14 protein-coding genes are annotated in these 12,855 nt (G+C 72.7%); 7 read left to right on the forward strand and 7 right to left on the reverse strand.

All coding sequences use genetic code 11. From position 1 onward, the window contains the following. Positions 1-996, forward strand: a complete 996-nt coding sequence (locus tag ACQEVB_RS00145) for a hypothetical protein (protein ID WP_432962996.1) — start codon at positions 1-3, stop codon at positions 994-996. A 49-nt stretch (positions 997-1,045) separates the two neighbouring features. Here the strand turns inward: ACQEVB_RS00145 and ACQEVB_RS00150 are convergent, their stop codons facing one another. After that, positions 1,046-1,672 carry a mycothiol-dependent nitroreductase Rv2466c family protein gene (locus ACQEVB_RS00150; RefSeq protein WP_432962998.1) on the reverse strand — a complete coding sequence of 209 codons (627 nt, stop codon included), beginning with the start codon at positions 1,670-1,672 and terminating at the stop codon, positions 1,046-1,048. 119 nt (positions 1,673-1,791) lie between these two features. On the opposite strand from ACQEVB_RS00150, the gene pepN reads away from it, so the two are divergent. From pepN to ACQEVB_RS00170, 4 genes are all read left to right on the forward strand, one after another. Then, on the forward strand, positions 1,792-4,359 hold the full coding sequence (gene pepN, locus ACQEVB_RS00155) for an aminopeptidase N (protein WP_432980010.1): 2,568 nt from the start codon (positions 1,792-1,794) through the stop codon (positions 4,357-4,359). A gap of 84 nt (positions 4,360-4,443) precedes the next feature. Further along, entirely contained in the window at positions 4,444-5,289 is an 846-nt protein-coding gene (locus ACQEVB_RS00160) for a helix-turn-helix domain-containing protein (RefSeq protein WP_432963001.1), read from the forward strand. A 19-nt stretch (positions 5,290-5,308) separates the two neighbouring features. Beyond that, positions 5,309-5,512, forward strand: a complete 204-nt coding sequence (locus ACQEVB_RS00165; RefSeq protein ID WP_432963004.1) for a DUF397 domain-containing protein — start codon at positions 5,309-5,311, stop codon at positions 5,510-5,512. Between the two features lie 99 nt (positions 5,513-5,611). Continuing rightward, positions 5,612-6,163 carry a hypothetical protein gene (locus ACQEVB_RS00170; RefSeq protein ID WP_432963007.1) on the forward strand — a complete coding sequence of 184 codons (552 nt, stop codon included), beginning with the start codon at positions 5,612-5,614 and terminating at the stop codon, positions 6,161-6,163. Between the two features lie 3 nt (positions 6,164-6,166). On the opposite strand, the gene ACQEVB_RS00175 is transcribed toward ACQEVB_RS00170, so the two are convergent. Together ACQEVB_RS00175 and ACQEVB_RS00180 are read right to left on the reverse strand one after the other, a co-directional pair. Further along, positions 6,167-7,006: a TrmH family RNA methyltransferase gene (locus ACQEVB_RS00175; RefSeq protein WP_432963010.1), complete on the reverse strand. Its 840-nt coding sequence runs from the start codon at positions 7,004-7,006 to the stop codon at positions 6,167-6,169. A gap of 11 nt (positions 7,007-7,017) precedes the next feature. After that, a complete protein-coding gene (locus ACQEVB_RS00180; protein ID WP_432963013.1) occupies positions 7,018-7,707 on the reverse strand; it encodes a hypothetical protein in 690 nt (229 codons plus the stop codon). A gap of 196 nt (positions 7,708-7,903) precedes the next feature. On the opposite strand from ACQEVB_RS00180, the gene ACQEVB_RS00185 reads away from it, so the two are divergent. Then, a complete protein-coding gene (locus ACQEVB_RS00185; protein WP_432963016.1) occupies positions 7,904-8,557 on the forward strand; it encodes a phosphatase PAP2 family protein in 654 nt (217 codons plus the stop codon). Positions 8,558-8,615: 58 nt separating this feature from the next. Here ACQEVB_RS00185 and ACQEVB_RS00190 read toward each other — a convergent pair whose 3' ends face one another. Continuing rightward, complete coding sequence (locus ACQEVB_RS00190) at positions 8,616-9,128, reverse strand: DUF5130 family protein (protein ID WP_432963019.1); 513 nt, start codon at positions 9,126-9,128, stop codon at positions 8,616-8,618. Further along, the gene (gene ctaJ, locus ACQEVB_RS00195; protein WP_432963022.1) at positions 9,115-9,354 is read right to left on the reverse strand and encodes an aa3-type cytochrome oxidase subunit CtaJ; all 240 of its coding nucleotides are present in this window, start codon (positions 9,352-9,354) and stop codon (positions 9,115-9,117) included. The genes ACQEVB_RS00190 and ctaJ overlap by 14 nt, the downstream gene beginning before the upstream one ends. A gap of 111 nt (positions 9,355-9,465) precedes the next feature. Here ctaJ and ACQEVB_RS00200 point away from each other — a divergent pair, with 111 nt between their 5' ends. Further along, positions 9,466-10,302, forward strand: coding sequence for a sugar phosphate nucleotidyltransferase (locus ACQEVB_RS00200; protein ID WP_432963025.1), 837 nt, complete (start codon positions 9,466-9,468; stop codon positions 10,300-10,302). A gap of 11 nt (positions 10,303-10,313) precedes the next feature. On the opposite strand, the gene ACQEVB_RS00205 is transcribed toward ACQEVB_RS00200, so the two are convergent. Then, positions 10,314-11,798, reverse strand: a complete 1,485-nt coding sequence (locus ACQEVB_RS00205; protein WP_432963028.1) for an oligosaccharide flippase family protein — start codon at positions 11,796-11,798, stop codon at positions 10,314-10,316. After that, entirely contained in the window at positions 11,795-12,853 is a 1,059-nt protein-coding gene (locus tag ACQEVB_RS00210) for a glycosyltransferase family A protein (protein WP_432963031.1), read from the reverse strand. The genes ACQEVB_RS00205 and ACQEVB_RS00210 overlap by 4 nt, the downstream gene beginning before the upstream one ends. Positions 12,854-12,855: the final 2 nt, after the last annotated feature.

The raw sequence follows: 12,855 nt of genomic DNA on the forward strand, positions 1-12,855 counted from the left end.
ATGACCGAGACGATCGACCGGCCCCGCACCCTGCGCCGCGTGGCGCCGGCCGTGGGCCTGTTCCTGCTGGCCCCGCTCGTGGCGGAGTTCCTCCTGGGGAACCTGCCGATCAGCATGCTGCCGGCGATGGTGCTGCTCGCGCCGCTGTACGGCGGCGGGGCGCTGCTGGTGCGCGAGGTCGTGCGGCGCGCCGGACGCGGGGTGCCGACGATGCTCGTGCTGGGCCTCGCGTACGGGCTGCTCGAGGAGGGCATCGGCACCCAGTCGCTGTTCAACCCGAACTACGCGGGCGTGCACCTGCTGGCGGACGGCTTCGTCCCGGCGCTCGGCATCGCCGTCCCGTGGACGGTGTTCGTGCTGACGCTGCACGCGGTGTTCTCGGTGACCGCGCCGATCGTCGTCGTCGAGGCGCTGGTGCCGGACCGGGCGCGGACGCCGTGGCTGGGTCGCGTCGGCCTGGCCGTCGCGGCGGTGCTGTTCCTCGCCGGGCTGGCCGGGACGCTGGCCCTGTCGCTGGCGATGGACCCGTTCCTGGCGCCCGTCCCGTCACTGGTCGTGGTGGTGGTGCTGGCCGCGCTGCTCGTGGTGCTGGCGCTGCGGCTGCCGCGGCTGGACCGCCGCCCGGGCACGGTTCCGCCGGCCTGGGCGGTGCTCGGCGCGGGCCTCGTCGCCGGGGCGGTGTTCATGCTGGTGCAGGCGTTGCCCGGGGTTCCGGCGACGCTGATCGTGCTGCCCGTGGAGGCGCTGCTCGCAGCCGCCGCGGTGACCCTGTCGCTGCGACCCGGCTGGACGCCGCGACACACCTTCGCCCTCGCCGCGGCCGCCCTGCTCACCTACGCCTGGCACGCGTTCCCGCAGACCCCGATCGTCCCGGTGGCCCCGGCGGTGGACCTGGTGGGCAACGCGGTGTTCGCAGCAGCCGCGGTGGCCGTTCTGGTGGCGGCGGCCCGGCGCACGGCCCAGTCCCCCGTCGAGAACGAAGTTGTGGCGAACTGAACCGATTCAAAATCACCGCAACTTCGTTCTCGACGCAGCGGCCCCCGCGTCACTCGTTGACGGGGCTCTCCGTGCGGGTTCGCTTCAGCTCGAAGAAGTGCTCGTAGCCCGCGAGCGTGCGGGAGGCGTCCAGCAGCTGGCCGGCCAGCTCGCCCTTCGGCACCCGGGTGATGACGGGCCCGAAGAACGCGACGCCGTCGATGTGGATGGTCGGGGTGCCGACGTCGTCGCCGACCGGGTCCATGCCGCGGTGGTGGCTCTCCGCGAGCTCCGCGTCGTAGTCCGTGCTCTCCGCGGCCTCCGCGAGCTCCGGCGGCAGGCCGAGCTCGGCGAGCGACTCCTTGATCACGACGTCGAGGTCCTTGTTGCCCTGGTCGTGGATGCGGGTGCCCATGGCGGTGTAGAGCGGTCCGAGCACCTCCTGGCCGTGGTCGCGGGCGGCGGCGATCGCCACCCGCACCGGGCCCTTCGACGCCTCGGTGAGGCGGCGGTACTCGTCGGAGATGTCGCGGTCCTTGTTGAGCAGCCACAGGCTCATCACGTGCCACGAGAGGTCGAGGTCCCGCACCTTGGCCGCTTCGAGGATCCAGCGGGAGGTCACCCAGGCGAACGGGCAGCGGGGATCGAACCAGAACTCGACGCGGGCACGGTCGGTTGTTGCGTCCGAAGTCGTCACAACACCTCCAACGTGCGTGAGCCTTCACATCTTCCCGAACCCGGTTGCCGGGCATCCCGGGCGCGGTCATGGTTGGATCGCTCGACGCGACCTGCACGAACGAGGAGACCGGTACCCGCATGGCCCCGCCCAACCTGACCCGTGCCGACGCCGAGGCGCGGGCGGCCCTGCTCGCCGTCAGCGACTACACCGTCGAGCTCGACCTCACCGACGGCGGCGGCAAGCCGGGCGAGCACACGTTCGCGACCACGTCGACCGTGCGGTTCACCTGCCGGGAGCCCGGGGCGTCGACGTGGATCGACTTCGTCGGCGCCGAGGTGCTGTCGGCCACCCTCAACGGCACGCCGCTGGACGTCTCCGACTACCGCGAGGAGGACGGCATCGCGCTGCCGGCCCTCGCGGCGGACAACGAGCTGAAGGTCGAGGCCACCGGCCGCTACATGAACACCGGTGAGGGCCTGCACCGCTTCGTCGACCCGGTCGACGGCGGGGTGTACCTGTACACCCAGTTCGAGACGGCCGACGCGAAGCGCATGTACGCCTGCTTCGACCAGCCCGACCTGAAGGCGCGCCACCGGCTGATCATCACCGCGCCCGCGGAGTGGCAGGTCGTGTCGAACTCGGTCGTGGAGACCACCGTCGACGCCGAGGGCGGCGCGGTCACCCGCATCTTCGCGCCGAGCGAGATCATCTCCACGTACCTGGTGGCGGTCATCGCCGGCCCGTACGCGGCGTGGCACGACACGTTCTCCGACCAGGGCGGCGAGATCCCCCTCGGCCTGTACTGCCGCGCGTCGCTGGCCCCGCACATGGACCACGAGCGGCTGTTCACCGAGACCAAGCAGGGTTTCGAGTTCTACCACCGCAACTTCGGCGTGCGGTACCCGTTCGGCAAGTACGACCAGCTGTTCGTGCCCGAGTTCAACGCGGGCGCGATGGAGAACGCCGGCGCGGTCACGTTCCTCGAGGACTACGTCTTCCGCTCCCGCGTCACCCGCTTCCTGTACGAGCGCCGCGCCGAGACCGTGCTGCACGAGATGGCGCACATGTGGTTCGGCGACCTCGTCACCATGCGCTGGTGGGACGACCTGTGGCTGAACGAGTCGTTCGCCACCTGGGCGTCGGTGCTGTGCCAGGCCGAGAACACCGAGTACACGCAGGCGTGGACCACCTTCGCCAACGTGGAGAAGAGCTGGGCGTACCGGCAGGACCAGCTGCCGTCCACGCACCCGGTGGCGGCCGACATCCCCGACCTGCAGGCCGTCGAGGTCAACTTCGACGGCATCACCTACGCCAAGGGCGCCTCGGTGCTCAAGCAGCTCGTGGCGTACGTGGGGCTGGACAAGTTCCTGGAGGGGCTGCGCCAGTACTTCGCCGCGCACGCCTTCTCCAACGCCACGTTCGACGACCTGCTGGGCGCGCTGGAGCAGGCGTCCGGTCGCGACCTGTCCGACTGGGGCGCCCAATGGCTGCGCACCACCGGGCTCAACCTGCTGCGGCCCTCGTTCGAGGTCGGTGCCGACGGCACGTACACCCGCTTCGAGGTCGTCCAGGGAGGCGCCCGACCGGGTGCCGGCGAGCTGCGCACGCACCGCATCGCCGTCGGCATCTACGGCGACGACGAGGGCGGCAAGATCGTCCGCCAGCACCGGATCGAGCTCGACGTCGCCGGCGAGCGCACGTCCGTCGACGCGCTGGTCGGGCAGCCCGCGGGCAAGCTGGTACTCGTCAACGACGACGACCTCACCTACTGCGCGATGCGCCTCGACCCGGGCTCGCTCACCACGCTGATCGACCGGATCGGCGACATCGCCGAGCCGCTGCCCCGCACCCTGTGCTGGTCGGCGGCCTGGGAGATGACCCGCGAGGCCGAGCTCAAGGCCCGCGACTTCACCACGCTCGCCGCCGGCGGGTTCGGCGCCGAGTCCGAGATCGGCGTGGTGCAGCGGCTGCTGCTGCAGGCCCAGACCGCGATCGCGTCGTACGCCGACGAGCAGTGGGCGGCCGAGCGCGGCTGGCCCCTGCTGGTGCAGTCGCTGCTGTTCCGGCTCGACACCGCCCGTCCCGGCTCCGACGTGCAGCTGGCTTGCGTCAACGCGCTGGCCAGCAGCGTGCTCTACGGCTCGGTGCTCGACAGCTTCCGCCAGTGGCTCGACGACCCCGAGAGCGGCCCCGACGGGCTCGTCCTCGACACCGACCTGCGGTGGCGGCTGCTGCAGGCCCTCGTCGCGCACGGCCACGCCCGCGAGGCCGAGATCGACGCCGAGCTGGAGCGCGACCCCACCTCCACCGGGCAGCGGCAGGCCGAGCGGGCCCGCGCGCTCATCCCGACGGCGGAGGCGAAGGAACGCGCCTGGGACCGCGCCGTCAACGACGACGAGCTGCCGAACGCCATCCAGGAAGCGATCATCTCCGGGTTCAGCCACCCGGCGCAGCGCGGTCTCCTCGGCGGGTACGTGGAGCGCTACTTCGAGGTCGTGGCCGAGGTGTGGCAGCGGCGCACCAGCGAGCGGGCGCAGTCGGTCGTGATCAACCTGTTCCCGTCGTGGGCCGTCGAGAAGTCCACCGTCGACGCCGCCGACGCGTGGCTCGCCGGCGACCACCCGCCGGCCCTGCGCCGGCTGGTGTCCGAGGGCCGGGCGGGCATCGTGCGGGCGCTCGCGGCGCGGGAGTTCGACCGGTCCTGAGGCTGCCCGGCGATCTGCAAATCCCAACCTGACCGCCGCCGTGTCACCATGCGTCACCAACCGGTGACCAGGGGGACGACGCAGGTGAGCGACGGCAGAGGAACGGTGCGTCAGCGCATCGTCGGCAAGCGGCTGCGCCAGATGCGCGAGGAGCGCGGGCTGACCATCGAGGCGGCCGCGGTGGGGCTGGAGATCTCGGCCAGTCGCCTCTCGCGGATCGAGACCGCGCGGCAGGGCGTCGAGGTGCACATCGCCAAGAGCATGCTCGACCTCTACGACATCGGCGGCGACCGCTGGAACTCGACGCTGGACCTGGTGCGCGAGGCGCGCAAGAAGCGGTGGTGGCAGCGGTTCCCGCTCGGTGCGCAGTACAACTACGTGCGGTTCGAGGCCGACGCCGTCCTGGTGCAGGAGTACGCGAGCGGGTACGTGCCGGGCATCCTGCAGGTGCCCGACTACGCGGTCGCCCTGTACCAGTCGTCGTTGACTCCGCGCACCCCCGAGGTGCTGGCGGCCGAGATCGAGCTGCGCATGCTGCGGCAGCGCCGGTTGTCCGATCCGGCCGACCTGCTCCGGTTCGTCGGCATCGTCGACGAGGAGGTGCTGCACAACCCCATCGGCGGGCCGGACGTACTGCGGGCCCAGCTCGCCCACCTCGTCGAGCTGGTCGCGCTGCCAACAGTGACCCTGCAGGTGCTGCCCAGGCGCTCGGGGGCGCACGCGTCACTCGAGTCCGGCTTCTTCGTGCTGAGCTTCGGCGACCTCGGCGAACCGGACATGGCGTTCGTCGAGCACGCGCTCGGCGCCCTCCAGCTCGACCGACCGGACGAGGTTCAACTGGCCCGCAACAAGTTCGACCAGCTGCGTACCATGGCGCTGGGGCCGGAGGAATCGCTGGCGCTGCTGCGGGAGGTCGCCGCGGCGACCTAGACGCGGAGGGACCAGATCGATGGACGTCGAACGGCTCGCCTGGCGCACCAGCAGCTTCAGCGGCGGCGGCGGCAACGGCGGGGGATGCGTCGAGGTCGCCCCGCTCCCGTCCGGCGTGGCCGTGCGCGACACGAAGGACCGCACCCGCACCCCGCACGTCTACTCCGGCCCGTCCTGGACCGCTCTCCTGGGCGCGGTGCGCGCCGGCCGCCTGTCCGCCTGACCCCACTCGGAGCAGGGCATTGCTCCGCTGAGTGACAATCGGTTCGCTGGTGGTCACCTCGGATCACTTGCCGGCGCACCTATCGGCTAGCGTTCAGCCATGGCCCCCACCGACCGTCGCGCCGACACCCACCGGGTGACCCGACCGTCACTCGGTCGGGCGGTGATGCTGATCGTCGGGACGTGGGTCGCGGCGGCGGCGTTCGTGGTGACGGTCGCCTCCGACACCCGCATGGGGCCCGTGGTGTACCGGTTCACCGCGACCCACGGGGTGCACCTCGGCGACGTCTACGCCACCCTCGCGTGCGCGATCGTGGCCATGCTGATCACGGTGTGGATCATCGTCGACCACATGGGCCGCAAGCGCCGGTGGGCGAAGGCGCAGAAGACGGCACAGCGGCGGGCCGAGCGGGAGGCGGCGGCCGCCGAGGAGTACGAGGAGTACGAGGCCGAGGACCGCCCGGCCGATCAGGCGTACTACGACGAGTACTACGACGACTACCCCGACGACCAGCAGTACGACGACGAGTACTACGAGGACGAGCAGCCGGAGCCGCGCCACGGGCGGCACGCGGCCGACCCCGACCTCGTCGAGACCGTCTACATCGAGCGTCCGGACGACAGGGGCGGCCGGCACCACCAGTGGAGCTGAGCTTCACCACCCGTCCTTGCGGGCCCGCGCCTCGTAGAGCAGCACCGAGGCGCTGATCGACACGTTGAGCGAGTCCGCGGCACCCAGCATCGGTACGAACACGGCGCCGAACCCGTGCCCGTACCAGGGCCGGGAGATGCCGTAGCGCTCGTTGCCGAGCACGATGGCGGTGCGCCCGGAGTAGTCGACGTGGCGGTAGTGCTGCGCTGGCTGATCCGAGGCATCGGTGTCGGCCAGGTACACGGTGAACCCGCGCTCCTTGAGCCACTCCGCGGCGTCGTCGGGCTGCTCGAACTCCAGGTACGGGATGGTGAGGCTCATGCCGTGGCTGCCGCGGAACACCTTCGGGTGCGTCATGCGGGTGCGGCGGTTGGTGAGCACCAGGCACTCGGCGCCGCACGCGTCGAGGGTGCGGATGAGGGTGCCGAGGTTGCCGGGGATCTCGATGCCGTCGGCGACGACGACGAGCGCGCCGTCCGACAGCGGCACCGTGTCGGGCTCCCAGAACGGCATCTGCGCCACGGAGACGAGCCCGTCGACCTTGTCGCGCTCGCAGATGCGCGCCATCGTCTTCTCGGAGACGCGGTAGGCGACCTCGGCCCGCGCGGCGAGCTCGACGCTGCGCTTGCGCGCCTCGTCGGAGTAGATGGCCTCAGGGCACCAGAAGAACGTGCGGACGGGCAGCCCGGCCTCCAGCACGGCGTTGCTGGCCCACAGCCCTTCGGCCACGAACAGCCGGTGCCGGTTCGGCGCCGTGTTCTTGATCAGCTCCACGGCCTGCTTGATCCGGGGGTGGGAGAGGCCGATCTGCTGCAGGTCGAGATCGGAGGCGGGCGCCGGCACGGCGGTCGAGTCTACGGACTGGTGCCCGGCGGAGGCGGTGTCGGGCCGGTGCGGGTCTGCGGCCCGCGATCGGGCGCAGGGGCCGAGGTCGGCGACGGCGGCGCGTCCGCGAGCTGCGGTGTGCCGTCGTCGGTGTTCGCCTGCACGTCCGCCCGCGCGCTCGGTTCGACGGGTCGGGGTGCCTGCGTCGTGGCCGGGACCGTGGTCTGCACCGGCGGCGTGGTCGCGCGCACCGACCGCTTGACCGGCGCCGCCGACGTCGGGACCGGGGTCTCCGTCGCGGGCGGGATCGCCGAGGCCGGGAACGTCGCGGTCACGGCCGGCCCGACGGCCGCGGACGTCGCCGGGCCCACCGCGTGGCCGCGCAAACCGCCGATGCCGGCGACCGCGATGTAGCCGGCGCACGCCGTGACCACGAGTGCCCCCAGCGCCACGCCCCAGCGGCTGCCGCGGACGGGTGGAGCGGGCCGCTGCGCGTACCGCGTCTCCTGCTCCACCAGGCCGTCCCAGTCGTACGGGTCGTAGCCGGGGTCCGGTGGCACGACTACGTGCCGGATCACTTCGGTGGGCGGGTCGAGCGCCGCGCGCTGCGCGGGGATGTGCACGGTCGCCGGGTCGGTCGGGAAGGAGATCGTGCGCGGTGCGCCGATGTCCGGTTCGTGCATGCGGTGCCGGCCGCCGTCGTCGGGTGGGGAGCCCATGACGTCCTCCTGTGCCGGCCGCGGCGGAGTCGGGGGGTCCGCGGCCGTACTGCTGCGTGCGCGCCTGCGGGGAGCTGGGGATGGCGCGTACAACCCATACATTCGCGGTGTGACCCGACGCGTTACCGGTTCGTCGCAGGTGGGGCCGTTCGTCGCAACGCGGTTGCCCCCACGCGCGCTCCGGTAGCGTCGGAGCGTGCTTCGCGAACGGCCGGACGGCGATCTCCTCCCCGCGGGCGTCCGGCGATGGGTGGCGCTCGCCGTGCTGCTCGCCGCGGCCGCCCTCGCCGTGCTCACCGTCCGCTTCGCCGGCACCGGACCCGACGACATGAGCCGGCTGGACCGGGCGCTGCTGCGGCCGCGGTTCCGGGGGCGCTCGGCGTTGGAGGCGCTGGTCTGGATCGGGGCGCCGCAGACGGTCGTGGTGGTCGCGCTCGTCGCGGCGGCCGTCGCGTTCTGGACGGGGCGGCGCCGGCTCGCCGCGCTCGCCGTCCTGGGCCCTGGCATCACCGGGGTGGCGACCACACTGCTGAAGCCGGCGATCGACCGCACCATCGTCGACGGCGACCTCGCCTTCCCCAGCGGGCACACCGCCGGAGCGGCCGCACTGGGCCTGGTCGCCGCGATCGCCCTGATCGGCGTGCTGCATCCGACGCGGCTGGGAGCCGTCGGCCTGCTCGCGGCCAGCGTCGTACCGGCGGCGATCGCGGGCACCGGCATGGTCCTGCTCGGCGCGCACTACCCCACCGACGTGCTGGGCGGCTACGCCACCGCGGTGACGGCGGTACTCGGCACGGCCCTGCTGCTGGACGCGCTGGTCCGGTGGCGCTCCCGCACTTCGCAGAAGTGAGGACCACCTCGCAGAGGTTGCAACCCCTGCGAAGTGGTCCTCAGGTCTGCGAAGTCGGTCAGCGGTGGGCGGTCGTCGGGTGGACGCGCCGCCGGCCGCCTGCCTGCTCGGCCAGCATGCGCAGGCCGGACAGCAGGCCGCCGTGCAGGTCGTCCTCCTTGAAGGACGCGATCATGCTCATCACGGCGAGCTTCGCGCCGCGGTCGGGCAGCCGCAGCCGCGCCTCCGGGCCGGTGACGACCTCGACGATGCGCTGGTCCGGGCTGACGGCGACGAGCACGGCGTCCGTCGGGTTCTCCAGCTGGTCGTGCAGCTGCGCGGCCCGACCGGCCGTGTCGGGCCCCAGATCGCCGAGGTACAGGCTGAACAGGAGGCCGGTCTCGCGGCTGGCCATCGTCAGCGCGTCGTCGAGCCGGGAGAGCTGCGACGGGCTGAAGGGCACGTCGGAGCTCGTCGGCTCCTGGTAGGTCTGGGCGGCGGACACGCGCCCGGACCCGGTGACCACCGAGCCGAACGGCAGGTCGGCGGGGTCGATCGTGGCCACTGCGTGGCCGTGCTCACCAGTTGCCACGAGCGCCTCCTCGGTCGCCGGTGCGGGGGTGCTCGGCCGCGGCGGGCAGCTGGGCGCCGGCCGGGTTGGCCGTCCACCACAGCGGCGCGTAGTTCCACGGGTCACCGGGGCGGTGCTTGGGGCGCCGGGCCAGCTTCGGCAGGGCGACCAGCAGCGCGATGACCACGTAGATCACGACGGGCGCCACCGCGAGATAGAGGATCGTCTCGAGCACGGTCAACGTCACGTGCGGAAATCTAGCCGAGGCCGCCCGCTCGACGGGCGCCGGGTCGTAACGGCCCGGCCGTGACGCGCGAGGTCAACGTCGGCTGGAACCGGCGCTCGAGAAGGACTCCCCATGAAGGTCGTGCTGTTCTGCGGTGGCTACGGGATGCGCATGCGCGACGGGCAGACCGACCTGCCCAAGCCGATGATGACCGTCGGTCCCCGGCCACTGCTGTGGCACGTCATGCGCTACTACGCGCACTACGGCCACACCGACTTCGTGCTCTGCCTGGGCTACGGCGCCCAGCACATCAAGGACTACTTCCTGACCTACGCCGAGACGGCGTCCAACGACTTCGTGCTCTCCGGCGGGCAGGTCGAGCTGCTCGGCTCCGACATCCAGGACTGGCGGATCACGTTCGTCCACACCGGGCAGGACTCCCCCATCGGCGAGCGGCTGCGCCGCGTGCGCGAGCACGTCCAGGACGAGGAGATGTTCCTCGCCAACTACGCCGACGTGCTCACCGACCTCCCCCTCGACACCATGATCGAGGAGTTCGCCGCGAGCAACGCCGTCGGCTCGCTGGTGGCCGTGCCGCCGCAGGCCGCGTTCCACTGCATCGAGGTCGCCGACGACGGGCAGCTGAACGCGATCCACAGCCTCACCGACCTCCCGCTCTGGGAGAACGGCGGCTACTTCGTGCTGCGCCCGGAGATCTTCGACCACCTGCCGGAGAACGGCGACCTCATCGCCGACGCCTGCACGCCGCTGGCCAAGGCCGGCCGGATGCTCGCCTTCCGGCACAAGGGCTTCTGGCACGCCGCCGACACCATCAAGGAGCGCGCCGCGCTGGAGGCCCTGTACCGCTCCGGCCGGTCGCCGTGGATGGTCTGGCAGCCCGGCGACGACCGGGAGCCGCTGCAGCCGGCCATGGCGGGCCTGACGGTCAACACAGAGCACGAACGCTGAAGGCCACCGCGCTACCTTCGGCGCAGCGCTGCCCTGGCCGCTGCCGCGACCGTCCTGGCCGCCGCCGGTGCGGCGAGCCGCAGCAGCGCGAGGTGCAGCCCCGCGAGCAGCAGCGCCTCGGCGGTGACGAGGGCGAGGCCCGCCGCCACCGGGTGGTCGGCCGCGCGGATCACCGTGCGTTCCAGGGTCGCCACGATCGCCGTCGCGACGGCGGCTGCGGCCAGCGGGCCCAGCAGCCGCGCGCCCAGCTCCCGCCCCGCGACGCCGACGACGTCGCGCACCTGCCACAGCGCCGTGGCCGCGACGGCCAGCGCTGCCGCGGACATCGCCAGCCCCACCCCGAACAGCCCGAACCGCACCAGCACCAGCAGCAGCCCGGTCGCCGTGACCAGCCCGACGACGGTGAGCAGGTACAGCCGCTGCGGCGCGCCGGCACCCTTCAGCGCCTCGACGGCCACGGCGGTCACGGTCTGGCCGAGCCCGATGCCGGCCATCGCCGTCAGCGCGACACCGGCGGGGCGCCAGGGCTCGCCGAGCAGCAGCACGGCGACCGACTCGCCCGCGGCGACGAACAGGCCCGCCAGCGGCAGGGCCATGAGCCACGCCCACGTGAGCGCCGACAGGAACCCGTCCCGGAACCGTTCACGCTCGCCGGCGATCCGCGCGAACGCAGGGAACAGCACGAAGGCGCCGGCCTGCAGCACGACCATGCCGGGCAGGAGCGCGATCCGCTTCGCGTAGCGGTGGAACCCGAGCGCTGCGGTGTCGAGCGCCCGCCCGAGCACGACGAGCTCGGCGGTCTCCCGCAGCCGTTCACCGAGCGTGGCGAGCATCAGCGGTAGGCCGAACCGGGCCAGCTCCCGCCACATCGCGACGGTGGGCCGGCCCCGACCGGGCCGCCAGCCGGCGAGCGCCCAGCCCAGGCCCACCCACACCGCCAGCTGCGCGTACGAGCCGACGACCAGCGCCCACACCCCGAGCCCGGCCGCGGCGCACGACACCGAGACGACCGCGAACGTGAGGACCGTCGCCGGGTCGACGACGAGCCGCCTGCGGAAGTCGAACCGCCGCTGCATCAGCGTGTCCGGCACGTTCGTGAGCGCGTGCAGGACCAGGCCGCCCGATGTCACGGCCGCGACCGTGCCCGCCGTCGCGCTGCCGAACAGCGCGCCGACCAGCGGCGACGCGGCCAGCACCGCGAGGCTCATCACGACGCCGCCGGCGAGGGTGGCCCAGAAGACGGTGTCGGCCGCGTCGTCGAGGTCGGCGTCAGCGCGCTGGATCAGCGCCTGGGTCAGCGCCCCCTCGCCGATGGCTGCGAGCACCGTCGTGAGCAGCGTCCCCGCCGCGAAGACCCCGACCTCGGCCGGGCTGAGCAGGCGGGCGAGCACGAGCGTCTGCGCCAGCCCGACGGCCTGGACGACGACGAGCGCGGCCGTCGACATCAGCGCACCCCGGCGCAGGATCGCGCCGAGCCGCCCGGCCGGTGGCGTCATGTGGTGGAACGCCGCATGCCCTGCTTGAGCAGGCCGCGGGCGCTGCGCACCGTGACCACGGCGATCCGGGTGATGCGCTGCTTCGCCGGGTGGATCCGCCGCAGCACCCCCGGCGCCAGCATCAGCCCGGCCGCCACGGCGGCGGGCCGCGCCGAGCGCCGCTGCGCGAACGCGTGCTTGGCGTGCTCCAGCGCCGCGATCACGTCGTCGTTCAGGAGCGCGGCGCGGGCCCGGCGCATCGACTGGTCGTAGCGGATGCGCCGCAGGGTGGCGGTCAGCGCCAGGTGGACGTCCGGCGCGTCGCTGAACAGGGTGGCCTTGCGGAAGGCCCGCTCGAGGTTCTGCTCGAACAGCTCGACCTGCTCGTTCGAGCGGGAGGACGAGTCCCGGCGCACCCGGTACCGCGCGAGGCGCTCGTTCAGCACGCGGATGTCGCAGCCCGCGATCAGCATGCGCATGAACAGCGCCAGGTCCTCCACCTTCGGGGTGTCGCAGGTGTACCCCCGGCCCAGCGCCCACGCGTCGGCGCGGATCGCGGCCGTGTAGTAGAGCACCTCCCCGCCCACCATCTCGGCGAGCGTGACGCGCCGGTGCAGGCCCACCTCGGCGGTGGCGCCCACCGACCGGCGGTAGCTGCGGATCTGGTCGTGCGTGTCGCCGTCGGTGAAGATGGCGGCGTCGATGCCGACGGCGTCGATCGACGGGTGGGCCGCGAGCACCGCGGCGGTGCGCTCGCAGAACTGCGGCATGAGCAGGTCGTCGCTGTCGAGCACCGCGAAGTACTGGCCCCTGGCGGCGGCCGCCGCGGCGTCGACGCCACCGCCGAGACCGCGGTTCTCCTGCCGGAGGAGCCGGATCCGCGGATCGCGGGCGTAGCGCTCGACGATGCGGACGACCTCGTCCGACATCCCGTTGTCGACGACGATCAGCTCCCAGTCCGGCAGCGTCTGGGCCAGCACCGACTCGATGGTCTCGGCCAGGTAGCGCTCTGTGCGGTAGACCGACGTCAGGATGCTGAAGAGCGGACGTCTCCCGACTGCGTCAGGCTCGGGCAACT

Origin of the sequence: Pseudonocardia sp. CA-107938 (genome assembly GCF_050936315.1) — a bacterium.
Taxonomy (GTDB): Bacteria; Actinomycetota; Actinomycetes; order Mycobacteriales; family Pseudonocardiaceae; genus Pseudonocardia.